At 36.3% G+C, this 25865-nt stretch carries 25 protein-coding genes and 1 riboswitch; of the genes, 18 read left to right on the forward strand and 7 right to left on the reverse strand.

Annotated features, from left to right (window positions below; all coding sequences use genetic code 11):
- Positions 1-2 precede the first annotated feature (2 nt).
- The 3 genes from JHT90_RS07670 to JHT90_RS07680 form a co-directional block, all read right to left on the reverse strand.
- A complete protein-coding gene (locus tag JHT90_RS07670) occupies positions 3-884 on the reverse strand; it encodes an arginase family protein (protein ID WP_201090208.1) in 882 nt (293 codons plus the stop codon).
- Positions 877-1965, reverse strand: a complete 1089-nt coding sequence (locus tag JHT90_RS07675) for a GNAT family N-acetyltransferase (RefSeq protein ID WP_201090209.1) — start codon at positions 1963-1965, stop codon at positions 877-879. The genes JHT90_RS07670 and JHT90_RS07675 overlap by 8 nt, the downstream gene beginning before the upstream one ends.
- Before the next feature lie 64 nt (positions 1966-2029).
- Entirely contained in the window at positions 2030-3418 is a 1389-nt protein-coding gene (locus JHT90_RS07680) for an aspartate aminotransferase family protein (RefSeq protein ID WP_201095802.1), read from the reverse strand.
- A gap of 287 nt (positions 3419-3705) precedes the next feature.
- On the opposite strand from JHT90_RS07680, the gene JHT90_RS07685 reads away from it, so the two are divergent.
- On the forward strand, positions 3706-4137 hold the full coding sequence (locus tag JHT90_RS07685) for a cyclophilin-like fold protein (RefSeq protein WP_201090210.1): 432 nt from the start codon (positions 3706-3708) through the stop codon (positions 4135-4137).
- 123 nt (positions 4138-4260) lie between these two features.
- Positions 4261-4650, forward strand: coding sequence for a YchJ family protein (locus tag JHT90_RS07690; protein ID WP_201090211.1), 390 nt, complete (start codon positions 4261-4263; stop codon positions 4648-4650).
- Positions 4651-4697: 47 nt separating this feature from the next.
- Here JHT90_RS07690 and JHT90_RS07695 read toward each other — a convergent pair whose 3' ends face one another.
- Positions 4698-5090 (reverse strand): DUF2388 domain-containing protein, encoded by a 393-nt coding sequence (locus tag JHT90_RS07695; RefSeq protein ID WP_201090212.1) that lies wholly within the window; start codon positions 5088-5090, stop codon positions 4698-4700.
- Between the two features lie 163 nt (positions 5091-5253).
- On the opposite strand from JHT90_RS07695, the gene JHT90_RS07700 reads away from it, so the two are divergent.
- The 3 genes from JHT90_RS07700 (at position 5254) to JHT90_RS07710 (ending at position 7107) form a co-directional block, all read left to right on the forward strand.
- On the forward strand, positions 5254-5691 hold the full coding sequence (locus JHT90_RS07700) for a hypothetical protein (protein ID WP_201090213.1): 438 nt from the start codon (positions 5254-5256) through the stop codon (positions 5689-5691).
- 28 nt (positions 5692-5719) lie between these two features.
- The gene (locus JHT90_RS07705; RefSeq protein ID WP_201090214.1) at positions 5720-6166 is read left to right on the forward strand and encodes a hypothetical protein; all 447 of its coding nucleotides are present in this window, start codon (positions 5720-5722) and stop codon (positions 6164-6166) included.
- Between the two features lie 166 nt (positions 6167-6332).
- Positions 6333-6423: riboswitch (glycine riboswitch) on the forward strand.
- Between the two features lie 66 nt (positions 6424-6489).
- Positions 6490-7107 (forward strand): trimeric intracellular cation channel family protein, encoded by a 618-nt coding sequence (locus tag JHT90_RS07710; protein ID WP_201090215.1) that lies wholly within the window; start codon positions 6490-6492, stop codon positions 7105-7107.
- A 51-nt stretch (positions 7108-7158) separates the two neighbouring features.
- On the opposite strand, the gene gorA is transcribed toward JHT90_RS07710, so the two are convergent.
- A complete protein-coding gene (gorA, locus tag JHT90_RS07715; RefSeq protein WP_201090216.1) occupies positions 7159-8520 on the reverse strand; it encodes a glutathione-disulfide reductase in 1362 nt (453 codons plus the stop codon).
- A 91-nt stretch (positions 8521-8611) separates the two neighbouring features.
- Positions 8612-9520: an aromatic amino acid DMT transporter YddG gene (gene yddG, locus JHT90_RS07720; RefSeq protein WP_201090217.1), complete on the reverse strand. Its 909-nt coding sequence runs from the start codon at positions 9518-9520 to the stop codon at positions 8612-8614.
- Positions 9521-9850: 330 nt separating this feature from the next.
- Here yddG and cspE point away from each other — a divergent pair, with 330 nt between their 5' ends.
- The 3 genes from cspE to JHT90_RS07735 all read left to right on the forward strand — a co-directional run bounded on the left by cspE (position 9851) and on the right by JHT90_RS07735 (position 13435).
- Positions 9851-10054 (forward strand): transcription antiterminator/RNA stability regulator CspE, encoded by a 204-nt coding sequence (gene cspE / locus JHT90_RS07725; RefSeq protein ID WP_201090218.1) that lies wholly within the window; start codon positions 9851-9853, stop codon positions 10052-10054.
- A 181-nt stretch (positions 10055-10235) separates the two neighbouring features.
- Entirely contained in the window at positions 10236-11210 is a 975-nt protein-coding gene (locus tag JHT90_RS07730; protein ID WP_201090219.1) for an SEL1-like repeat protein, read from the forward strand.
- Positions 11211-11227: 17 nt separating this feature from the next.
- A complete protein-coding gene (locus JHT90_RS07735) occupies positions 11228-13435 on the forward strand; it encodes a mechanosensitive ion channel family protein (RefSeq protein ID WP_201090220.1) in 2208 nt (735 codons plus the stop codon).
- A gap of 36 nt (positions 13436-13471) precedes the next feature.
- Here the strand turns inward: JHT90_RS07735 and JHT90_RS07740 are convergent, their stop codons facing one another.
- Positions 13472-14446, reverse strand: a complete 975-nt coding sequence (locus JHT90_RS07740; protein WP_201090221.1) for an aminoglycoside phosphotransferase family protein — start codon at positions 14444-14446, stop codon at positions 13472-13474.
- 118 nt (positions 14447-14564) lie between these two features.
- On the opposite strand from JHT90_RS07740, the gene dapE reads away from it, so the two are divergent.
- The 10 genes from dapE to nuoH all read left to right on the forward strand — a co-directional run bounded on the left by dapE (position 14565) and on the right by nuoH (position 25857).
- On the forward strand, positions 14565-15707 hold the full coding sequence (gene dapE, locus JHT90_RS07745) for a succinyl-diaminopimelate desuccinylase (protein ID WP_201090222.1): 1143 nt from the start codon (positions 14565-14567) through the stop codon (positions 15705-15707).
- 9 nt (positions 15708-15716) lie between these two features.
- The gene (locus JHT90_RS07750; RefSeq protein ID WP_201090223.1) at positions 15717-16520 is read left to right on the forward strand and encodes a putative RNA methyltransferase; all 804 of its coding nucleotides are present in this window, start codon (positions 15717-15719) and stop codon (positions 16518-16520) included.
- A gap of 8 nt (positions 16521-16528) precedes the next feature.
- Positions 16529-16909 (forward strand): hypothetical protein, encoded by a 381-nt coding sequence (locus tag JHT90_RS07755; protein ID WP_201090224.1) that lies wholly within the window; start codon positions 16529-16531, stop codon positions 16907-16909.
- 362 nt (positions 16910-17271) lie between these two features.
- The gene (ndhC, locus tag JHT90_RS07760; protein ID WP_201090225.1) at positions 17272-17694 is read left to right on the forward strand and encodes an NADH-quinone oxidoreductase subunit A; all 423 of its coding nucleotides are present in this window, start codon (positions 17272-17274) and stop codon (positions 17692-17694) included.
- 11 nt (positions 17695-17705) lie between these two features.
- Positions 17706-18380 carry a NuoB/complex I 20 kDa subunit family protein gene (locus tag JHT90_RS07765; RefSeq protein WP_201090226.1) on the forward strand — a complete coding sequence of 225 codons (675 nt, stop codon included), beginning with the start codon at positions 17706-17708 and terminating at the stop codon, positions 18378-18380.
- Positions 18381-18421: 41 nt separating this feature from the next.
- The gene (nuoC, locus tag JHT90_RS07770) at positions 18422-20206 is read left to right on the forward strand and encodes an NADH-quinone oxidoreductase subunit C/D (RefSeq protein ID WP_201090227.1); all 1785 of its coding nucleotides are present in this window, start codon (positions 18422-18424) and stop codon (positions 20204-20206) included.
- 2 nt (positions 20207-20208) lie between these two features.
- Positions 20209-20721: an NADH-quinone oxidoreductase subunit NuoE gene (nuoE, locus tag JHT90_RS07775; protein WP_201090228.1), complete on the forward strand. Its 513-nt coding sequence runs from the start codon at positions 20209-20211 to the stop codon at positions 20719-20721.
- Positions 20718-22046 carry an NADH-quinone oxidoreductase subunit NuoF gene (gene nuoF, locus JHT90_RS07780; RefSeq protein WP_201090229.1) on the forward strand — a complete coding sequence of 443 codons (1329 nt, stop codon included), beginning with the start codon at positions 20718-20720 and terminating at the stop codon, positions 22044-22046. Before nuoE ends, nuoF begins: the two co-directional genes overlap by 4 nt.
- A gap of 101 nt (positions 22047-22147) precedes the next feature.
- Positions 22148-24871: an NADH-quinone oxidoreductase subunit NuoG gene (gene nuoG, locus JHT90_RS07785; protein WP_201090230.1), complete on the forward strand. Its 2724-nt coding sequence runs from the start codon at positions 22148-22150 to the stop codon at positions 24869-24871.
- On the forward strand, positions 24868-25857 hold the full coding sequence (gene nuoH, locus JHT90_RS07790; protein ID WP_379971689.1) for an NADH-quinone oxidoreductase subunit NuoH: 990 nt from the start codon (positions 24868-24870) through the stop codon (positions 25855-25857). The genes nuoG and nuoH overlap by 4 nt, the downstream gene beginning before the upstream one ends.
- Positions 25858-25865 lie beyond the last annotated feature (8 nt).

Here is a 25865-nt window from a genome sequence, read left to right on the forward strand (position 1 = left end):
CATTAACTATCACAACTATTTAGCGCTTCTACTAGTTGAATATTTAGTTTTTGTTGTGCTGCTTGCCATTGTTGTAATGTTTCCGCTGGAATAACGGGTTGTCCATCTAGTGAACTTAAAAGACGTTTCCACCAACTTTTACACTGCCAACTAGAAACATCCCCTGTAATATCACTGCCAATAATGCGGTTAGACAATACGGAGATACTATCAAGTATATGATAAGTTTGTAATTTACCTTGATCCCAGTTAGTTTGTATAGTCTCTTCGCTGAGTACATCTTTATCAATGGATAAATAGATGGGTTGTGAATTATGGTATTGATGAGATAAAAAATCTGCAATTAGCTCATCTGGTGAATTAAAACGATGGAATGCTTTACCTAAGCCTAGTCTTTTAGCCCATGAAATATCAACATCCATACACCAATAAGATAACTTATTTCGTAATAATGGGCGTAATCTATTTTCCCATAGATGAGCTACTCCAATATCATTTGAAGTAATACCCAATACGTGTACATGACTAACAAAGGGCAACTGAGCAACATAACTCACCCAAGATCCACAGTGTACACCAAATAAGTAGCGCATATTGTCAGGATGATTATCAAAAACAACTACTTGAATAGGATTCTGGGCACTATAATGCTTCTTTAAACGCTCAATTAACAATAGTGTTATATGGTGATAGTCACCACTACCCATTAATACAGTACCATAGCTTTCAGGTAGTAATTGTTCAAGTTTATTAGCTAATTTTTTAAGCTTACTCTTTGAACAACCAAAACGAATCAAATCTTGCCAATCAGTCAGGTCAAAAGTTTGAGCACCTTCTATATCACCAATACTTTGATCAAAATTAAGGATAATGGGACTAGCCATGATTACCCTCCTTTTTATTAATATCAGTATGAGCATCACGCCAAGTACGGTCACTCTCGAAGCGTCGGCTTAATTTACGTAAAATCGTTCTTAATAAGGGATTGCGTATATACACCAAATGTTGTGTAAAGGTAAATTTTGCACCTAAGGAGGCTTTAACCTGTGGATCCGTCCAACCTGCAATATAGTATTTTAACTCGTTCTGTTTCGCATATTCTAAATTATGAAACCAGCTAATATAATAAAGGTTAAAATCTCTAGCCGCTGGATATACTAGACCAATATATTTATCCACTAACATGTCATTTACGATGAAGCAAATATTATAGCCAACCAACTCGCCTTGATGGTGGTAAGTAAAAATTTTCGTTACTGTTTGTTTATCTTGTAATAATTGCGTAAAAAATGCTTTAGTTAATAAATCAAAATGAACTTCACTTTGTTCATAAACATTTAAATAGAGTTGGTAATAAGTATCCAATACTGCTTGCTCAAAGAAGCACTCATCCCCACCCTGCAAAACATTAATATCAACTTTTTCACGTAATTTTAGCTTACGTCGAAAATCTTTACGACGGCTTGCAGAAAGTTTGGATAAATAATCATCAATATTTTCATAATCCACTGGCACCCAAGCTAATGCTTGCCCTTCTATTTCAATAAATCCATTATCTTTTAAAGCCTCAATAAAGGTTTTAGCATAATCATTGGCTTGCTGATTTTGTAGTGGAGAGTCTTGAGGAATGTCTTTTACAATCAAAAATGGAAAATCTTTAGCATATTGCTGTTTGATTCGAGTAGCTAACAAATCTGCTGGTAGGGTATTTGTTAACAAAGCATATTCAGAGACCGTTGTACCAACAAAGCAGGTGTTTGGTTGTAATAATTTAGACCATTTTGGATAAAAAGGAATCTTTTGGATTTTCTGGCGAAAATCGCTATCTGCTGAAGTTAGTAAGTCAAACTTAGCAGAAAAAACAGGCACTCCACTGTCTGCTAACCAAGCATTAAAATTATTAGGAGGGTTAGTTAAAAAGTTTTCAATTAACCCATCTGGCTCAAGTTGATTAATATATTTCATTGTTTTTATAAGATAAAAATATTAGGCCATAACAACAGCCTAATATTAATTATCTTTGCAATGGTTATAACTCTTTCTTAGCTCTAGTAATTAACTGATCAAGTAACTCTATGCCCTGATCAATCTCTTGTTTAGAGATAAGTAAAGAAGGTGCGAAAGTAATAACATTCTTATAATAGCCACCGATATCCAGTACCAAGCCCATTTTTTGGCCATTCCAATCAAGATCACCAGACATACCGATATCGACCATTTTATCTACCAATGCTTTATTGGCTGTAAAACCATCTTCTGTACAAATTTCAGCGCGAAGTGCAAGGCCTAGCCCATCCACTTCACCAATTTCTTTGTGGCGTTTTTCTAAGCTTCTTAAACCCTCTAGGAAATAAGCGCCACTCTCCATAACCATTGTTTCATAGTCCTGTTCAGCTGTCATTTTTAGTACTTCAAGTCCAACTGCTGTACCTAATGGGTTAGAGGCAAAAGTTGAGTGTGTAGACCCTGGTGGGAATACAGTGGGGTTAATTAACTCTTCACGAGCCCATAGCCCACCCAACGGATTTAAACCATTTGTTAAGGCTTTAGCAAATACCACCACATCAGGTTTTACATCAAAATGCTCAATAGACCATAATTTACCTGTACGGTAGAAACCCATTTGAATTTCATCAACTACTAGTAAAATACCGTATTCATCGAGTACTTTCTTTAATCCTTTGAAGTAGTTAGGTGGTGGAATAATATAACCACCTGTCGCTTGTAAAGGCTCTGCATAAAATGCAGCATATTCCGCTTGGCCTACTTTTGGATCCCAAACACCATGGTATTCAGTTTCAAATAAACGGGCAAAATCGTCTACTAAATATTCGCCATATTCTTCTGCTGTCATACCTTTAGGACGACGGAAAGGATAAGGGAATGGAACAAACATCGCACGATCACCAAAATGACCATAACGACGACGATAACGATAACTAGAGGTAATAGAAGATGCACCTAAAGTACGGCCATGGTAACCACCTTGGAAAGCAAACATTAGTGTTTTACCACCAGTGGCATTGCGCACCACTTTTAAAGAATCTTCAATACTCTGCGCACCACCTACGTTAAAATGCACCCTGCCATCATAACCAAACTTTTGCTTCATGCCCTCAGCAATTGTTTTAGCTAACTCAATCTTAGTAGGATGAAGATATTGGCTTGCACATTGTGGTAAAGTATCTATTTGTTTTTTAAGAACATTATTTAAGCGCTCATTAGCATAACCAAAGTTACAAGCTGAATACCACATTTGTAAATCAAGGTAAGCCTTACCTTCTTTATCATACATGTAGCTGCCTTCACAACCATCAAAGATCTTAGGTGGCTCAACATAATGCACTGTATCACCAAAAGAACAGTATTTTGCTTCATCAGCTAAAAGTACAGCATCATCAGGACGGTTATTAACCATCTCTGGGGTTGGTTTACTCATGACTTACTCCAAAATCCATCTTTAATTAATGTTTAGAACACAGCGTATTATCAGAAAAAAAGCTTCCTTAAAATATATCGTTAATGTGTAAGTTTTGTGACTGAATATATTGTTCTTGGTACAATACAAGGACTCCACAGATAAAAATTTAATTCACTTATACACTAAACATAAAAAAATGTTTTACTGCTACCCCAAATTCACATTATTTTAAATAGTATTTAAACTAGTTATGATTACTCAATATCTACAATAGGAACTAAATAATGAACAAACTTATTATTACCTTTATGATCTGTTTTTTTAGTATTGTTAGTTATGCAAAGGATAATCAGACAATGACAGATGTACAAATTAAACTAATTATGAATGATAAAATAGTGACGGCTACTTTGGTTGATAATGAAACTACCAGAGATTTTATTAAATTATTACCTTTGAACCTAACCTTAGAAGATTATGCTAATACAGAAAAAATAAGTAATCTTCCTAAAAAACTCTCTACCAAAGGGGTACCTGCTGGTTATACACCATCAAAAGGCGATATTGCTTACTATGCGCCTTGGGGCAATTTAGCTATATTTCATAAAAACTTTAGCTATTCCCGTGGGTTAGTTATATTAGCTAAATTAGATTCTGATATTGAACTATTTGAAGTACAAGGTTCAATCAATGTAAAAATAGAATTGATAAAATAGTAATACTATTAAGTAAACTAAAACATTAACTTACTGCAAGCTATGTGTCAAAAGCATTTGTTTGAGTAAATGATTAATTATTTATTATAGATTATAAGGTTTTAGAAAGTTGAGCAAAAATTAATGACTAAACATATCACCTGCCCTTGTAACCCTAATAAATCATATAGTGCATGTTGCCAACATTATCATAAAGGCATCAATGTACCTGAAACAGCTGAACAACTAATGCGTTCACGTTATAGTGCTTATGTTTTGAAATTAACAGACTATATCAATAGTACATGGCATAAAAGTACGCGACCAAATATTGCTACTTTAGATAATAACCAACCTATTCAATGGATAAAACTTGTTATTAATAAGGCATGGAATAGTCAGAATACTAATGAAGCCTTTGTAGATTTTGATGCATTTTATGAAGCTAATGGCAAGCTAGAAAGAATGCATGAAGTGAGCCGTTTTGTTTTTAGTGAACAAAAATGGTTTTATATTGATGGTAAAATATCTTAAAACTAGCTAATAGCGTTAGCTAGTTTAGTTTGTTGTTATGATAATTGTTAATTAAATGTCAAAATCGCTTTTGCTAAAGCCATATCATCTACCCTTTTATAATCTGGCTTTTCATAACGTAATAAATTAAATGCGGCCTCTAAATAAGTACCTTTTAATTGACCATTGGTAGCCACAAAAGTAGCAGCATCATTTTTAGCATCATAGATGACTTTCGATTTAGCACCAAAAGCAGTACCTGACCACTCAGAAGGCACTACTACAATAATTGAGGTTGTATAGAATGGGCTTAAAAGGATACATAAACCAGATACAATAGCTTGGCTAGAACAGCCCTCTGTTATTTCTTGCACTATTTCCGCTTTTGATGTGGTAGTTGAAAATAAAGCGAGCAATGCAGAGAAAGCTATTACTTTTTTAAATGATGACTTAACTATCATATTTAGACTAAGTTCCCTTTCTAATGGTTTGCGTTGCAATTATTCTACCATTATCTTATATAAAATATATAGTTACTTATAACAATTTATTGATAAGATAAGTAACTTACTGAAAGTTTAATATATAATTCTCAACACTAATCAATTATTGAGCTAATAATTAATGAAAAATTCTTTAATGATAATAAGTTGCTGTTTGCTGTTGGTGGCTTGTCAGAACAGTACAAAGACAACTAACAATGAATCAAGTATTCACCCCTATATTAAAGGCGTGGTAAAAAAACAAGGAAATATTGTTCCCCATGTACAGGTTACCTTGTCTTCTAATATTTGTAACAATGCTACGGTTGTGACTGATGCACAAGGCAAGTTTACCTTAGAGCAGTTTTGCGAGGTAACAGACTCAGGGCCTGGCAATATCTTAGGTGCGCCTACTTATTTATTTGATGTAAATATAGTGGATGGTGAAAAATCTTTTACCTGGTCTGTTATTAATCCTTTTGATATAACAGTGGAGTTTGATCTTACAGAACAAATGGTTTGTGTGACTAATGGTGAAGAAAGCCGCTGTAGTAACTTAGTAAAAAATGATATACATTAATCAATGATAATAAACTTATATTGATTACATGAAAAAATATTTTTTAGTCCTATTTATTTTAATTACTGGTTGTCAGCAGACACCAAATAATAAAACGCAAGTTTATTACAGTTCTCCAGAAATGGTGGGCAGTCTTTCTTATGACAATCAACCTGTTATAAATGCAAGAATATACTTATTAACTTCTTGTGATGATAAATCTACAGCAACTGATCTAAGTGGATACTTTGCATTATCACCTAGCTGTATGGATGTTATTAAACATGTCCCTGCTGATGAATTAGGTTTTTTCTATCAATTAGTCGTAGATGTGGGTACAGAACAATTATTATGGCAAATATCAGGCTTAGGCTATGGCTTTAAATATATTAAAGCCAATATAGATTTAGCCACTAATATGGTGGTTTATCAAGTCAGCGACGATATTAACCCACCTTATGAAAAAGTAGATGGACTGGTTTTGTTTAACCAATAATTAAAACACTACTTTATTATTTTATTCGCTTACATTTTCTATTGTTATTCGCTATAATCTTCCACCTATAAGACGTAGGAGAGAGGAATTTTCATTATTCCCGCCGAAGGCGCATACTCCCATAATCGCTCAGGCCTTATCTAATGATAATAATAACTGCGTCAATATCAGCCGATCTGGAGAGAGGTCTTAACTGACCCGCCGAAGGGGCACGCAGTGATACTGCTAAACTCTCAGGCAAAAGGACAGCGGGAGCGGCAAAGAAATTATTGTTATATCACTTAGCAATCGTTTCTCTATGGCTGTTTCTGGAGTTCTATTTAATGTTATTGCATATTATTTATTTGATCGCAATTACTGCTGAAGCCGTAACGGGCGCATTATCAGCAGGTCGGCAACGTATGGATCTATTTGGCGTTGTTACTATTGCTTGTGTTACGGCACTAGGCGGTGGTTCAGTTCGTGATGTTATTCTTGGGCATTATCCCTTAGGCTGGGTAAAACATCCTGAATTCTTATACTACACCATTGGTGCAGCCCTGTTTACTATTTTTGTGGCGCGTTGGTTACATTATCTTCGCACCATCTTCTTAATCTTAGATGGCTTAGGGTTAGTGGCCTTTACGCTAATTGGTTGTGCCATTGCTAGAGAGCTGAATTGTCCTACAATCGTTGTGTTAATTGCAGGTATGCTAACTGGCGTATCTGGTGGAGTATTACGTGACGTATTGTGTAATCAAGTTCCTTTAGTTTTTCAAAAAGAACTATACGCCAGTGTGTCGCTATGTACAGGCGTAGCCTATTTATGCTTATTATATTTTCAAGTAAATGATAATACAGCTACTCTACTCTGCTTAAGTGGGGGCTTGTTATTAAGATTACTGGCTATTAAGTACAGTTGGCGTATCCCTACTTTCACTTATGACGATAATATGCATTAAACCGCATTCACTATAGATACACTGCTCATACACAGTGTATCTATTGTTACTTTATACAAACAGTCGAGGAGTACGCATGGTTACAAACTCCTCAGCAGCGGTTGGATGGATACCAATGGTTTCATCAAAAATTTGCTTGGTTGCCCCCGCTTTTAACGCAATGGCTAAGCCCTGAATCAACTCCCCTGCTCCCTCACCAATCATATGACAGCCTAAAACACGGTCTGACTCTTTATCTACCACCAACTTCATATATGTTTTTTCCAAACTATCTGTTAAAGTCAGTTTTAAGGCACGGAAATAACTTTCAAAGATAACAATATCATAACCAGTCTCTATAGCTTGTTGCTCTGTTAAACCAACCGTAGCTACATTGGGTAAACTAAACATCGCCGTGGCAACTTGCGTTAAATCCACTGAGCGATATTGTTCTGGTTTAAACAAGTGTCGCGCCACTGCCATACCTTGCGCTAATGCAACAGGTGTTAGTTGAATTTGACCAATGACATCACCAATTGCAAAAATACTAGGTTCAGCCGTTGTGTAATACTTATCTACATCAATAAAACCTTTACTATTTAAAGTAACTTTTGTATTTTCTAAGCCTAAATTCTCTAATTTAGGGCGACGGCCTGTAGCATAAAATACTAAATCTGTGGTCGCGGTTTCATCATTATTGAAAGTGGTGATTAAACTATTATCAGCTTGTTTATCAATTTGCTTAATATCGGTATTAAATTTTAAATTAATACCTTTTTTAGTTAACTCATCAGCTAAATATTTACGTATATCATCATCAAAGCCTTTTAAGAATAGCTCACCACGATATACTAATGTGGTATCAACCCCTAATCCATTAAAAATTGAAGCAAATTCAACCGCAATATAACCACCACCAACAATGGTACAACGTTTTGGTAACTCTTTTAGATAAAACGCTTCATTAGAGGTAATCGCATATTCTTTACCTATAATTTCAGGTACACTCGGCCAACCACCCACAGCAATTAAAATATTTTTTGCTGTATAAACCTTACCATCTACATTAACGGTATTGGCATTAATTAACTGAGCATGCCCCTCTATCAAAGTGATGCCAATATTAACTAATAAACTATGATAAATACCATTTAGACGCTCAATTTCTTTATTTTTATGTTCAACTAAAGTTTGCCAATTAAAGGTTGGCTTATTTACCTGCCATCCAAAGCCTTTTGCTAACTCAAACTCTTCTTCAAATTGTGAAGCATAAACAAATAGTTTTTTAGGTACACAGCCCACATTAACGCATGTGCCTCCTAAGTATCGCTCCTCAGCAATAGCTACTTTTGCACCAAAACCAGCAGCAAATCGTGCTGCTCGCACACCACCAGAGCCAGCACCTATTACAAAAAGATCATAATCAAAAGACATACCATACCTCTTATTAAGACAGGATTTTTTGTTATCTTGTTTTTTAGCAGTTTTTTTAAACGGTTTTGTTTAGTTTAGCAAAGTAATCCATTTAATGCGAAACAGCTGTTGCTTTATTGCTGACTCTAGTGGCAAACCAACAAAGTAAAGAGCCTACCGTAACCATAATAACACCATACCAAAAGGATATGGTAAGCGGTGTTTCTAACCAAATAGCAGAAAATAACACAGAGGCTATAGGTGTAAAATAAGATAATATAGCCAGTAATAACATATTACCTTTTTGAATACCTATTTCCCAAAATGCATAAGCAACTGCAATTAAAACACCCACTAAAATAAGCTCAACAATTGCTGAAACACTCACTTGCCCTATTGTGTCTGAACTTAATAAAAATTTAGTCCATAGTATTAGCGCAACAGCGATAAAAAATAAAGGAACCCCATTATTACCATTATTAAAACGTTTAGATAAATTACAATACAGCCCCCATAAAAAAGCAGCTATAAAGGCAAGTAAATAAGGAATGGGATCAGTTTTGATATTATTGATTAAATTATAAATATTAAAACCGTTTTCACCTGATATAGACCATGCCACGCCAAGAAATGAAAGTGCTATACCTGGCCAAAATAATAAACTAACCTTTTGTTTATTAATAAATAAAGATAAGAATACAATCAGACAAGGCCATAAGTAATTAATTAAACTAACTTCAATAGACTGTTGGCGACTACTGGATAAGCCAACCGCCATCGATAATAAAATCTCATAAATAACAAATAAAATACCACACCCTAACAGATAACTTTTAGGAAATTTTCTAATATTTGGGATACCTTTATTGTAGATACAGAGAGTGATAGCACCTATGGTATAAATAAGTGCCGCCCCAGCTACTACACCAAAGCTTTCTGTTAAGGTTCTAATAAGAGCTGTGAAACAACTCCATATTAAGATGGCTATAATACCAAGTAGCGAAGCTTTAATTGAGTTCATTAATTTTAAGGAAAACTTTGTTATTCAGAACGTATAAAGCCGATTAGTATATGATTTTTTCTTAAAAAAATAAATAATTTTCTGTTTTTAAATAATTAGTTAATAATTTTATCAACTATTTTCAAAATAAACTTAAAAATCATTTGCTATTTTTGACGTTATCGCGCATAGTATCAAACAGCGGTTTTAAGGTTGTGTTTGTCCTCTGGTATATCTGTTTCTTTCTAGTAGCAATTTTCCGAATCCTCAATCCCAGTCTTGATACTCGCCTAGTGTTACTGGGGGCTTAACTATCCCCTATTATTTTTTAAGTTCTATAGGATACATAAGATGCAAACTGGCATTGTAAAATGGTTTAACGAAACTAAAGGCTACGGCTTTATTACTCCAGAAGATGGCAGCAAAGATTTATTTGCCCACTACTCAGAAATTCAAAGCGCTGGTTTCAAAACCTTGACTGAAGGTCAACGCGTTTCCTTCACCGCTACTCAAGGCGCTAAAGGTCCACAGGCTTCAAATATTCAAATAATTTAAGCCTTCCTTATAATAATTACGTGGTTAATTTAAATCACGTAATTATTTAATCTGTAGCAGACTTACCCTCCTTTATTTTAAATTCTGTAAATTATCATAAATAGTTCATATTAAAGATGATCTTCTTATAATAGCTGTATACAATAGCCTGTAATTTTATTAATTAGGAATAATTATACGCATGCGCTCTTGGATACAAACTTGCCTTACATTATTACTCATCACTTTTAGCTCAGTTATTTATGCAGATAATTTCTCAACTATTAAACAGTTAGCAAAAAAAGGTGATGTTGTAGCGCAATATGTGGTAGGCATAATGTACCAACAAGGTAAAGGCGCTGAAAAAAATAAACCAATTGCGCTAAATTGGTATATAAAATCTGCAAAACAAAATTATATCCTCGCCCAATACTCATTAATCGCTATGTATCAACATGGTGATGGTATTGAACAAAATCTTCAGCAGGCACAATACTGGTATGCTGAAACATCTAAAGCACGCAATTTAGCAGTATTAAATAAACAGCAACAAAGTCTTAAACAGATTATGAGTTTATTACAGCCTTTAGCGGTTAATAATGATACTAATGCGCAATATTTATTAGCTAGTTTATATGCTAATAATAAGCAAGAGAATATTGCTAACTATTGGTTTTTAAGAGGTGCGTTAGCAGACGATAAAGATGCTCAATACTATATTGGCGTAACTTATGGAGATAAAACAGGTTTTTTTAATACAATGCAAGCAATCTATTGGTTAGAAAAGGCAGCTAAACAGCAATCCCTAGACGCTCAAATTGTGTTAGCCTCTCTTTATGAGCAAGACAAAGAAATAGCAGCTAATTATGAGCAAGCTGCTTATTGGTATGAGCAAGCAGCCAATCAAGGTGATAAAGCAGCACAGTCTTTTATTGCAGGCATGTACCGTGATGGAAAAGGTGTTCCTGTAAATAAACAAAAAGCATTAACTTGGTATGAAAAAGCAGCTAAACAAGGTGATGCTTTTAGCCAATATAATTTAGGGCAGATGTATGAAATGGGTAATGGGGTTGCTTATGATCTTAATAAAGCAATTTATTGGTATCAACAAGGCGCTAAACAAGGGCATGCCGCATCACAGTTAAAATTAAGTGCATTACAGGGTAATCCTCAATAGTTTAAAAGGTATCATCAGTGCTTAGATCATTATCTTATCAAAACTTTAGTAGAACAGTATTTTTGCTGTTAATGTTGCTTTTTTTCTGTGGTTTTGCTGCTACAAGCTATGCTGCCCTGCCTAATCCTTTAAAATCAAGCTCTTCTTCAGAGTCACAAAGCACTGTGACTAATGCAGAAATGGCCCAATCTCTTGAAGCATTGATTAAAACATTAGAAGATAACAAACAACGCCAGCAATTAGTGATAGATCTAAAAGAGCTACGTGATAGTTTACAAGCTGCTGCTAAAAAAGATGAAGATGAAAAAGTTAAGGGATTATTAGCTGGTATATCTGGCTTAGTTGATAGTTTAAGTCATGGCTTAGATGGTGAAACACCTGTTAGCTATTGGAAAGAGCGCAGTAAATTAGCCTTTTTAGAGTTTCAAATATTAACTCCTCCCATTGAAGAATTATCACCTCTTTTTTATGGGTTCTCATTTATTATTATTTTATGGTTTGTTATTGCACAAATCATGCTGTGGTTAATTAAACGTATCAATATTCGTTATAAATTACCTTTAACACTCTCCAATAATCCTAATACATGGGAATTATTACTGTATGCGGTTGAAAAGTTACTGCCTTGGGTAGTTGCTTTCTTTATCACCTTATATAGTTCACAAATGCTGCCAGAAACAGCCCCGCTAGGAAAAAGCGTCGCGCTACTGATGACCTATTCTATTTTGGGTGGTGGTGTATTTGCAGCACTTTGTTTTATTTCTTTATCTTTATTAAGTGGCGACCATCGTTGGGGAGCTCTACGCATATTACGGAAACGTGCATTTAAGCCGTTATTCTCCATTGGCTTATTTGCTTCGCTAGGAGATGCTTTAACCAATTATCAAGTGATTGGCTTATTAGGTGGTAACCTTAGTTTAGTTTTATCAACCCTTAATAATTTGTTGGCTGCCCTATTAACAGGTTGGTTTGTTATTACTTTCCGTCGCCCTATTGCACATTTGATACGCAATCGTTCTTTAAATTATCGTAAAAAAAGAAAAAGTTCCTATGACTTTTTGCGTTTCTTAAGCATGGTTTGGCATATCCCCATTTTAATGCTTGTATTAGCCTCATTAGTTGCCACTATTTTTTCTGGCGATCCCACTTCTGCGTTACGTAAAGCCTTACTATGTACAGCCTTATTAATTGTCGCTCTAGTTTTAACAGGTTTAATACAACGCCATGCAACAAAGTTACAGCAAAGATCAAAACGTACTCAAAATGCACTGTACTTATTACGATTAATTCGTTTCGGTTATACACTGCTAAATTTTGCCGTATGGATTATATTTATCGATTTCGCCTTAAGAGTATGGGATTCTTCTATCCTGCAATTTGAGCAAGGCGCTGGTCATGATCTAACTGTCATTATTATTACCATCGTACTCACTATTCTTATTACCCGTTTAGTGTGGATCTTAGTAGATACTGCGATATACCGTGCGCTTACGGGTGTCGGCAGAAATGGCCCAAGTACTCGTGCATTAACAATGATGCCATTAATTCGTAATACAGCGCTTTGTATTATCTTAGTGATTGCTACTATCGTTGCCTTAGCTAATTTAGGGATGAATGTAACCCCTTTACTAGCGGGTGCGGGTGTTATTGGTTTAGCTATTGGTTTTGGTGCACAATCTTTAGTATCTGATTTAATCACAGGGTTATTTATTATTGTTGAAGACTCTTTAGCTATTGGTGATTATGTTGATGTAGGTAATCATAAAGGGACAGTTGAAGCTATTACTATTCGTACTGTATGTCTGCGTGATATTGATGGTATTGTGCATATTGTTCCTTTCAGCGAGATTAAAACGGTTAAAAACTATTCCCGTGAATTAGGTTTTGCTATCTTCCGTATCTCAATAGCCCATGATATGAATATTGATGAAGCAATTAAAGCTGTTCGTAGTGTAGCTAACGAAATGCGCCTAGACCCTATATTACAAAGAGATATATGGTCGCCCATTGAAATACAAGGTGTAGAAAGCTTTGATTCTGGTAATGCCGTATTACGTGCTCGCTTTAAAACAGCACCTCTAAAACAGTTTGAAATATCCCGTATTTTTAATTTACGTTTAAAACGCTATCTTGATGAGCATGGATTAGATTTAGGTGTGCCAAGACGTAGCATCCGTATTTTTAATGAGACCTCAGAAGCTCAACCTCCTATTCCCTCAGAATAATATTTAATACGCTTAATCTTATACATACCCCTAAGATTAAGCGTCTATAAATAACTTATTATTAACTTGAATCGTATCGCACTCTTTAGCAAGTAAATGTAAAGTATCAGCTCGTAACTTGCCAGTAACATTATCAATAACTAATTGCTCGATTAACTCCCATAAATCTTCTAAAGAGCGCCTACAACGGTAAAACAACATAACAGTTTGATTTATTTTAAAGTTAGGATGTAGTTGTTGGTAATAATTTATAAAATCCTTAAAAAAAGCTTTGTTATAAAACATAAACAAATCTGCTTCAGCAGGTGCTAACTTTAATCCTTCCCAATCAAGTAATATCAAATGATTATCAACTTGCATGATATTCCAACCATGAATATCGGTATGGCACAACACAAAAGCTAGTTTTTGCTGTTGTAAGCGCTTAGCCAATTGTTCAATATAATTAATTTGCTTAACAATCTCTGCTACAAATGGAGACAGCACCTCCTTTATATCATTTGAACAACAAGCTAATTGTTGCTTTAAAAAATAAATTAGCTGCATATTAAAGGGTAATTCAAATTGCTCTTTAAGATGACTAATAGCAAAGGGTATTTGCTCATTATAACTATGCAAATTCGCTACAATCTGTGCTAACTGTTTTACTTGCAAGGTTGCTAAATCATTATCCGCAACAACATTACCAGTAATATAGTTGAATAACACATAGATATAATTTTCATCTTCATATTTATAAGCTAAATCTCTAGTTAATATAGGCTCTACTATTTGTCCTGCAAGGGCATTTTTGCCTAACCACATTACTATCGAAAGGTAATCATCTAAATACTGGGTTAGTTTCTCAGTAGAAGCTCGTTTTTTTTCATAGACTTTAAGAAAATAATTGTTATCTACAGTAACTACTTTATAAGCAAGTGATGCCCACCCTCCTTTCTCTTCTACTATAATATTAGGAGTTATCTTATATTCATTAAGTAAAACATCATTGAAAACATTTAAATTTGTCATTGTTATATTAGAGTTAATTTGAATTATAAAGTTAAGAATATTGTTTTTTAGTGAGTAACTACTCTATTATGAGTGGCTTTTTATTATCATACATTATTTTTCTTGGAATACGCTTACTATGTCATCACTCTCAGCTACATTACAATTGGCTTTTGATCTTATTAGTCGTCCTTCAGTTACCCCTAAAGATGAAGGTTGCCAACAAGTAATGACTGATCGCTTACAAAACATCGGTTTTACCATTGAACAAATGCCTTTTGCTGATGTTCAAAACTTTTGGGCAAGTCATGGTAATAGCGAACCTGTATTTTGTTTTGCAGGCCATACTGATGTTGTACCTAGTGGCACAATAGATAAATGGCATAAAGACCCTTTTACTCCTTATATAGATGATCAAGGTATGCTGTATGGTCGTGGTGCTGCCGATATGAAAGGTAGCCTAGCGGCAATGATTGTAGCTACTGAACGTTTTATTAAAGACTATCCTAACCATAAAGGAACTATTACTTATCTTATTACCAGTGATGAAGAAGGTATAGCAGAACACGGTACTCGGGCTGTCGTAGAAACACTAGCAAAACGTAATGATAAAATTGATTGGTGTATTGTAGGTGAACCTTCAAGCGTTAATCAGTTGGGTGATATGGTAAAAAATGGCCGTCGTGGTTCGTTAAATGGTGTGCTTACAGTAAGAGGCAAACAAGGTCACGTTGCCTATCCTCATAAAGCTAAAAATCCAATTTTTCTTGCATCTCCTGCTATTACAGAATTAGCTAATGAACATTGGGATCATGGTAATGAATTCTTCCCTCCCACCAGCTTCCAAATTTCCAATATTCATGCAGGTACAGGTGCAAACAATGTTATACCGGGTGAACTAGTGGCAGAATTTAATTTTCGTTTCTCTACTGAATCAACTGTTGAAGGGCTTAAACAACGTGTTGAACAAATTTTAAATAAACATCAATTAGATTGGCATATTGATTGGTCACTATCAGGGCTTCCCTTTTTAACTGAACCAGGCCAATTACTAGCCGCTATTGCTGAGAGTATTCATTCTGTTACAGGTATTACCACCGAACCTTCTACTAGTGGTGGAACATCAGATGGTCGTTTTATTGCTACTTTAGGCTGTCAGGTAGTAGAACTTGGGCCTGTAAATGATACCATTCATCAAATTAATGAACATATAAAAGCAGAAGACTTAAATCAACTAACTGAAATCTACTACCAAACACTAGTACGCCTATTAGCGGAGTAATTATCTGGTATGCTAATTTGCCCACTCTGTAATGAACCATTAGCAGCTAATGATAAAGTTGTTAACTGTGCAAATAATCATAGTTTTGATCGAGCTAAACAAGGTTATTTAAATTTATTACCAGTACAACATAAAAATAGCAGAGCACCTGGTGATAATTTAGACATGGTTATTGCTCGTCGTGATTTTTTAGCGGCTGGTCATTATGAGCCTTTAGCCTTGCGTTTTGCAGAGTTAGCAAAGCAACAGCACTCTCAAAATTGGTTAGATGTAGGCTGTGGAGAAGGCTATTATACCAATCAATTAGCAATGGCCCTACCAAATACCACAGGTTATGCTCTCGATATTTCGCGCGATGCCATTAAACAAGCCTGTAAACTGAATAAGCATATACAGTGGTTAGTTGCTAGTATGGCAAGAATACCATTAGCTAATCAAAGCTGTGATCTAATTACCACTATTTTTAGCCCTTTTAATTGGCAAGAAGCATTACGTGTGGTTAGCCAACAAGGCGGTATTTTAAGATTAGGGCCAACCAATCAACATCTTATAGAATTAAGAGAAAAACTTTACGATGAAGTACGCCCTTATCAGGATGATAAACACCTACAGCAAGTACCTAATCAATTACAATTAGCCTTTACTGATTATTTAACATTTCCTCTAACCTTAGATAATGAGCAAGATCGTAAAAACTTATTGGCCATGACACCTCATGGTTGGCGAGCCAGTGTAGATAAAAGACAACAAGTAATAGCCAATCCTTTAACTGTCACTGTTGCTGTACGATATGATTATTTCAAACCAATCTGAGACTATTTATGACACAACATGATATTGAAATTTATTTAAAAGATACTGATTTATCCATTATTACTGAATGGCTCACACAATCTTTAGGTGAATGTACCCCATGGCAACAAAAAAATAAGATTTATAAATGCCATACTATTAAAAATAATATAACTATAACTTGGTATCCTAAAGCTGTTGGTAGTTGGCATAGCCTACACTTTGCAAGCAATCAAACGCCTTGGGACAATGATTTAGCTTGTGCAAAAGACGCTAATCTTTTTTTAAATATAGAAGTACGTTGCGCGCCAGACAATTGGACAGAGCAATCAAATGAATCTATAGAACAAGCTGATCAATGGCTACAAGTAGTAAATCAACAAGTAACGACTATTAATTGGCGAACTTAATTATAAAACTGTGTCTCATACAAAAAATTTCAAATTCTCTGTACGAAAAATTTAACTGAATTATTATTATTTTTGTTGGTTATTAACTATATTTTAAATATATAACATTTTATTATATCCTAATAATACATATTAAGTAAGAGGTATTATTGTCTCATATCATAAATAACTTAAAATTAGCTTAAAATAAGGAAATCGTTAAACAAAATATAAAAGATTTCGCTAAATGATTTTACTTAAATTGAAATCGGTCTTAAAATAGCTGGATAAATTATTAGCCAAGATGATTAAGATTGAACTTTAGTCGTAAATTTCTATCTTAAACAGAATTACTATAATGAAAGGAGTGGAAAAGTTTTTCTATGTCTGAAACAGCAATCGCGACACTCTCTCAAAATTTAGGCTTTGCCGTTTATGTCTTTGCCGTTCTCGCTTTAGTAGGCTTCGTAGTTGCTTTTGCGTCACTTCTTGGTGGCAGAGCTTTTGGCCGAAATAAAAATACCCCTTTTGAGGCAGGCCAATTACCAACTGGTAGCACTAAAATAAGATTCTCTGCTAAATTCTATTTAGTTGCCATGTTATTCGTAATCTTCGATATTGAAGCACTTTTCTTATTTGCTTGGGCAGTTTCATTAAAAGATGCTGGCCTACTAGGATTTGGTTGGGCAAGTTTTATCGAAGCAACTATTTTTGTTTTAATCCTATTAGCCGGTCTTGTTTATATTATGCGTTTAGGTGTCCTTAACTGGGCTCCACAAGGTCGTCAAAATAAATTGAATAAATAAGAGTACCATCAATGAAATATACACTTACCCGTATTGATCCTAATGCTGCTAATGAAAAATATCCCATTGGAGAAAGGACAATTGTTGATGACATGTCAGAAGATCTTGCCAATAAAGGCATCTTCATGGGTAAATTGGATAATGTGCTAAATAAGGTAGTCAATTGGGGGCGTAAAAACTCATTATGGCCTTATAACTTTGGTATTTCTTGTTGTTATGTGGAAATGACCACTGCCTTTACAGCTGTGCATGATATTGCGCGTTTCGGTGCTGAAGTAATCCGTGCATCACCTCGCCAAGCAGACTTTATGGTTATTGCTGGTACATGTTTCGTAAAAATGGCACCTGTAATCCAAGAACTTTATGAGCAAATGCTAGAACCTAAATGGGTTATTTGCATGGGTTCTTGCGCTAACTCAGGTGGTATGTATGATATTTATTCCGTGGTACAAGGTGTAGACAAATTTTTACCTGTTGATGTGTATGTAGCAGGTTGTCCTCCTCGTCCAGAGGCGTTTTTACAAGCTTTATTGTTATTACAAGACTCTATTGCTGAAGAACGTAGACCCCTTTCATGGGTAGTGGGTGATCAAGGTGTTTATCGTGCCGAGATGACTCCACAAAAAGTAAAATTAAGAGAAAAACGTATTAAGGTGAGAGAGTTACGCACACCTGACCAAGTTTAATACTATTATTAACTGTGATTTTAGAATAAGTGGCTGAAACTATGACAGTAGAAATGGCGAAGTCCGTTCCGCCTTATAAAGCCGATGATCAAGTAGTTGTTACAGAGTTACTAACTCGTTTTGGTGATCAAGCGCTAACCATACAACCACAGACTAGAACTGGCTGCCCAATTGTTTGGGTAACGCGTGAACGTCTAATGGAAGTAATGCGCTTTCTTCGTGAATTACCACGTCCTTATGTAATGCTTTACGATTTACATGGTATTGACGAGCGTCTAAGAATTCACCGTGAGGGACAACCTGAAGCTGACTTCTCTGTGTTTTATCATCTGATTTCTATGGAACGTAATAGTGATATTATTATTAAAGTTCCCTTATTTGATGGTGATTTAAACCTTCCTACTGTTATCCCAATATGGCCAAACGCTAACTGGTATGAGCGTGAAACCTATGATCTTTATGGCATTCATTTTAAAGGCCATCCTCGTCTTTTTAGAATGCTGCTTCCACCTACTTGGGAAGGTCATCCACTTCGTAAAGATTACCCTGCCCGTGCTACAGAGCAAGAGCCTTTTCAGCTAACAGTTGCGAAACAAATTCGTGAACAGGAAGCAATGCGTTTTAAACCAGAAGATTGGGGTATGAAAACGCATAATGAAAACTATGACTACATGTTCCTTAATGTTGGTCCGAACCACCCTTCAGCACATGGTGCGTTCCGCCTTGTTTTACAACTTGATGGTGAGAATGTTTCAGACTGTGTTCCTGAAATTGGTTACCACCACCGTGGTGCTGAAAAAATGGCGGAACGTCAGTCATGGCATAGCTATATTCCTTATACAGACCGAATTGACTACCTAGGCGGAGTAATGAATAACCTCCCCTATGTATTAGCGGTTGAAAAATTAGCAGGAATTACTGTTCCAGATCGTGTTAACTGCATTCGTGTGATGTTGGCAGAATTCTTCCGCATACTAAACCATTTATTATTCTTGGGTACTATGGTGCAAGATATTGGTGCTATGTCACCAGTATTCTATACCTTTACTGATCGTCAAAAAGCCTATGATGTAGTAGAAGCTATTACTGGTTTCCGTATGCATCCTGCTTGGTATCGTATTGGTGGTGTTGCTCATGACTTACCAAGAGGTTGGGATAAATTAGTTCAAGACTTTATCAACTGGTTCCCTAAACGTCTTGATGAATACCAAAAAGCCTGTTTAGATAATAGTGTCACCATTGGCCGCACTAAAGGTGTTGCCCAATACAATACTAAAGAGGCTTTAGAATGGGGTGTCACTGGTGCTGGCTTACGTGCTACAGGTTTTGATTTTGATGTACGTAAAGCGCGCCCCTACTCTGGTTATGAAAACTTTGAATTTGAAGTGCCATTAGCCAATAATGGTGATGTGTATGACCGTATCATGGTAAAAATGGGTGAAATGAGGGAAAGTACCAAAATTATTGAGCAGTGCTTGAAAAATATGCCTGCTGGCCCTTATAAAGCAGATCATCCATTAACTACACCACCACCTAAAGAGCGTACTTTACAACATATCGAAACGTTAATTACCCACTTCTTACAAGTGTCGTGGGGCCCTGTAATGCCACATAACGAATCATTCCAAATGATTGAGGCGACTAAAGGTATTAATAGTTATTATCTTATCAGTGATGGTAGCACCATGAGTTATCGCACACGGATTAGGACACCTAGCTTTGCTCATTTACAGCAAATACCTTCTGTCATCAAAGGCAGTTTAGTTTCTGACTTAATTGCTTATCTTGGTAGTATTGACTTCGTTATGGCAGATGTGGATCGTTAACAATGAAAGATCAAATAATACAAACAGACCGTAAGCCCTCAAAACCCTTTGAACCTACAGAGGCATTAAAGGCAGCTATTGAACATGAGATTCATCATTATGAAGACTCTCGTGCAGCATCCATTGAAGCATTAAAAATGGTACAAAAACATCATGGTTGGGTACCTGATGAGGCGATTGGTTATATAGCAAATATTTTAGGTATTTCAGCGGCTGATGTGGAAGGTGTAGCTACTTTCTACAGCCAAATCTTCCGTCAAGAAGTGGGTAGACACATTATTCGTGTCTGCGACAGCATGGTGTGCTATATGGGTGGCCATGAAGCTGTATTAAATGCAATTACCGAAAAAATTGATGCTGGTTTAGGGCAAACCTCAAAAGACAATCGTTATACCTTATTGCCAGTTTGCTGCTTAGGTAATTGTGATAAAGCACCTGCCATGATGATTGATGATGATACCTATGGTAATTTAACCCCTGAAACAGTGGGTAAGATTTTGGAGGCTTATAAATGAAACAACTAACCTCCTTTGGTCCTGCTAATACTTCTGCTCGTCCTTATGAAACGCATCCATTAACTTGGCGTTTAAGAGATGATGGCGAAGCTGTTTGGTTAGAAGAATACCAACAGAAAAAAGGCTATGAGGCTGCTAAAAAAGCATTAACCACCCTTTCTAAAGACGATGTTATTCAACAAGTTAAAGATTCAGGCTTAAAAGGCCGTGGTGGTGCAGGCTTCCCTACTGGTGTTAAGTGGGGATTAATGCCGAAAGATGAATCATTAAACATCCGTTACTTGCTTTGTAACGCCGATGAAATGGAACCAAATACTTGGAAAGACCGCTTATTAATGGAGCAAGAACCTCATTTATTAATTGAGGGTATGCTTATTTCTGCCTTTGCTTTAAAAGCCTATCGTGGTTATATTTTCCTACGTGGTGAATATGTAGATGCTGCTAATAACTTAAATAAAGCGATTGAAGAAGCTAAACAAGCAGGTTTATTAGGTAAAAATATTTTTGGTAGTGGTTTCGACTTTGAGCTTTTTGTTCATACAGGTGCAGGCCGTTATATCTGCGGTGAAGAAACAGCCCTTATTAACTCTTTAGAAGGCCGTCGTGCCAACCCACGCTCCAAGCCTCCTTTCCCTGCAGCTGTAGGCGTATGGGGTAAGCCAAGTTGTGTAAATAACGTAGAAACCCTTTGCAATGTGCCTGCCATTATTGAACGTGGCGTTGATTGGTACAAATCACTGGCTAAAGAAGGCAGTGAGGATATGGGTACTAAGTTAATGGGCTTCTCAGGCAAAGTAAATAATCCTGGTATTTGGGAAGTACCTTTCGGTATCACTGCTAAAGAGTTATTAGAGGATTATGCAGGCGGTATGAAACAAGGTTATAAGCTGAAAGCTTGGCAACCAGGTGGTGCTGGCACAGGTTTCTTATTACCTGAACACTTAACAGCACAAATGCACTCAGCTGGTATAGCTAAAGTAGGTACACGTATGGGTACTGGTTTAGCAATGGCTGTAGATGATACGGTGGATATGGTCTCTTTATTACATAATATGGAGATTTTCTTTGCGCGTGAATCCTGTGGATGGTGTGCCCCTTGTCGTGATGGTTTACCTTGGACTGTACAAGTACTCGCATCATTAAAGAAAAAGCAAGGTAAAGCAGAAGATATTCAACTCTTAGAAGAGCTTGCCAAACAAATTGGCCCAGGTCTTAGCTTCTGCGCCCATGCTCCTGGTGCTACTGAACCACTAGCAGCAGCTATCAAATACTTTAGAAGTGAATTTGAGGCAGGCATTGCACAACAGCAGTTGCCAATTTTATAAAATAGGTAATTGTTATTTAAATTGTATGATTTAAATAACAAATAAAATTTTTCCATTAGCCAGTCTCGTTTCGACGAGCAAATGATGAAGAAAAAACAACCATGGCCATTATCCATGTAGACGGTAAAGAATACGAAGTTAACGGAGCAGACAATCTATTACAGGCTTGTCTATCTCTAGGACTTGATATCCCCTACTTCTGCTGGCATCCAGCATTAGGAAGTGTAGGTTCTTGTCGACAATGTGCTGTTAAACAGTACAAAGATGCAGATGATAAAGTAGGACGTTTAGTAATGTCCTGTATGACACCTGCTACAGACGGTACTTGGATATCAATTGCAGATGACGAGGCGAAAAAGTTCCGTGAAAATGTTATTGAATGGTTGATGACTAACCACCCACACGATTGCCCTGTATGTGAAGAAGGTGGCCATTGTCATTTACAAGATATGACGGTTATGTCTGGTCATAGTAAACGTCGTTATCGTTTTGAAAAACGTACTCATAATAACCAATACTTAGGTCCTTTTATCAATCATGAAATGAACCGTTGTATTGCTTGTTATCGTTGCGTTCGCTTCTATAATGACTATGCAGATGGTACTGACCTTGGCGTGTATGGCGCTCATAACTATGTTTACTTTGGTCGTGTTGAAGATGGTTGTTTAGAAAGTGAATTTTCAGGCAATTTAACAGAAATTTGTCCAACAGGTGTATTTACTGATAAAACCCATTCAGAGCGTTATAACCGTAAATGGGATATGCAATTTGCACCTAGTATTTGTTATGGTTGCTCTATGGGCTGTAACATTTCTGCAGGTGAACGTTATGGTGAATTAAGACGTATTGAAAACCGCTACCATGGCGAAGTGAACCGTTATTTCTTGTGTGATCGTGGCCGTTTTGGTTATGGTTTTGTTAATCGTAAAGATCGCCCATTACAACCTGTCTTAGTAAAAGAGCAAAAAGTACTTACTATCGATCAAGCACTAGATAAAGCCGCTGACTTATTAAAAAATCAAAAAGTAATAGGTATTGGTTCACCACGTGCTAGTTTAGAAAGTAACTTTGCATTAAGCCAGTTAGTAGGTAAAGATAACTTCTCAACTGGTATTGCTGCTAACGAGTTAGAATGCATTAATCTGGCTATTAAAATTATGCAAGATGGCCCCTTACCTACTCCAACAGTAACTGAAGTTGAACAACATGATGCAGTATTTATCTTAGGTGAAGACCTAACCCAAACAGCTGCACGTTTAGCCTTAGCTGTGCGTCAAGCGGTGAAAGGTAAAGCCATTGATATGGCTCACCAGTATGAACAATATGGTGTACAACCATGGTTAGCCGCCGCAGTAAAAAATATTGCGCAACAAGCTAAAAACCCATTATTTATTGCTAATGTAGCTAATACTCGTTTAGATGATGTAGCGGCAGCAACTATACATGGCACGCCAGTTGAATTAGTGCAATTAGCTTGTGCTATTGCTCATGAGTTAGATAACACAGCCCCTGCTGTATCTGGTTTATCCAATGCATTACAAGAGCAAGCAAAACAAATTGCTGAAGCATTAGCTAACGCTAAAAAACCATTACTCATTTCTGGTTGTTCTTTAGTTTCAAAAGCTTTATTAGAAGCAACGGCTAATATCGCTAATGCTTTAAAACTTAAACAAAAAGAGGCTGCATTAAGCTTAGTATTCCCAGAAGCAAACAGTGTGGGATTAGCACTTCTTGCTAATAAAACCTTAGAAGATAGTTTTACTGCTATTACTGAGAATAAAGCAGATGTAGTCGTTATTTTAGAAAACGATCTATACCGTCGTGCTAGCAATAAAACAGTAGACACTGTTTTAGCTACTGCTAAATCAGTAATCGTAGTTGACCATCAGGTTACAGCTACTACTGCTAAAGCAGATTTATTACTTTCTGCCGCTAGCTTTGCTGAAGCAGATGGTACTCTGGTTAGTCAAGAAGGCCGCGCACAACGTTTCTTCCAAGTATTTGACCCTACTTACTATGATGCAAGTAACTGCGTTAAAGAAAGCTGGCGTTGGTTGCATGCCATTCATAGCACTTTAGAAAGTAAGTCGATTGATTGGACACAATTAGATCATGTAACTTATGCCTGTGCAGATGCTAATACTTTACTGGCAGGTATTAAAGATGCTGCGCCTGATGCTTCTTTCCGCATTAAAGGCTTAAAACTAGCTCGTGAACCACATCGTTATAGTGGTCGCACTTCTATGTTAGCTAACAAAAATGTACATGAACCAAGAACACCGCAAGATATTGATACAGCTTTTGCGTTCTCTATGGAAGGTTATGCAGGAACTTCACCAGAGCGTCAACAAATACCTTTTGCTTGGACACCTGGTTGGAACTCGCCACAAGCATGGAATAAATTCCAAGCTGAAGTAGGTGGCCATCTACGTGCAGGCGATCCAGGTATTCGTCTATTAGCCAATAAAGGTGAATTATTACCTTGGTTTACTGCTACTACAGATTTAACAGAAGGTCTTTATGTGGTGCCTTTATATCATCTGTTTGGTTCAGAAGAAATGTCTGCTAAAGCAGCGCCTATTCAAGAACGTATCGTTGAACCTTATATTGCCTTGAACACAACAGATGCTACACACTTGAATGTACAAGAAAACGAACAAGTTAAACTGACTATTAATGGCCAACAAATAGCCTTAACAGTACGTTTAAATACAGGCTTAGAAAGAGGGTTAGTTGGACTACCTGCTGGTTTTGCTAATATTCCAACACAACTTTTCGGACAACGTATTTCTAGCCTACAAGAATTACAGGAGAAAGCACAATGATAGAGTGGTTAACTTCTGACGTAGTGCTTGCAGTGATTATATCTGCTATTAAAGCCATTATAATTATGCTAGTGGTGTTTGTGTTTGCAGCATTACTAAGCTGGATCGAGCGTCGCTTATTAGGCTTATGGCAAGATCGTTATGGCCCTAATCGTGTTGGTCCCTTTGGTTGCCTACAACTAGCTGCCGATATGATTAAAATGTTCTTTAAAGAGGACTGGATACCACCCTTTGCAGATAGATTAACCTTTACGATTGCACCACTTATTTCTATTTGTACTATTTTAATTGCCTTTGCTATTGTACCTATTACACCCACTTGGGGCGTAGCAAGTAATACCAGCATTGGCCTACTGTTCTTCCTGGCCATGGCAGGTATTGCAGTATATGCTGTATTATTTGGTGGTTGGGCTAGTAATAACAAATTCGCCTTACTAGGTGCGGTACGGGCTTCTGCTCAAACAGTATCTTATGAAGTATTCTTAGGTTTGGCTTTAATGGGTGTTGTATTACAAGCGGGTTCATTTAATATGAACGAAATTGTTAATGCCCAACAAGGTCTGTGGTTTATTATTCCACAGTTCTTTGGTTTCTGCACTTTCTGCATTGCAGGCGTGGCAGTTACTCACCGTTTCCCCTTTGACCAACCAGAAGCAGAACAAGACTTAGCAGATGGTTATCATATTGAATACTCAGGCTTAAAATGGGGTATGTTCTTCGTCGGTGAATATGTAGGTATTGTGCTTATTTCATCTTTGATAACTGTACTTTTCTTTGGTGGTTGGCATGGTCCTATATTGCCAGGCATTGTTTGGTTTGTTCTTAAAACATTATTCTTTGTCATGATGTTTATTTTAATACGGGCTGCATTACCTAGACCACGTTATGACCAAGTTATGTTATTTGGTTGGAAATTCTGTTTACCATTAACCTTAGTTAATCTATTGGTAACAGGTTTATTTGTGTTATTGGCACAAGGGGCTTAAGGAGACTG

This window comes from Entomomonas asaccharolytica (genome assembly GCF_016653615.1).
Classification (GTDB): Bacteria; Pseudomonadota; Gammaproteobacteria; order Pseudomonadales; family Pseudomonadaceae; genus Entomomonas; species Entomomonas asaccharolytica.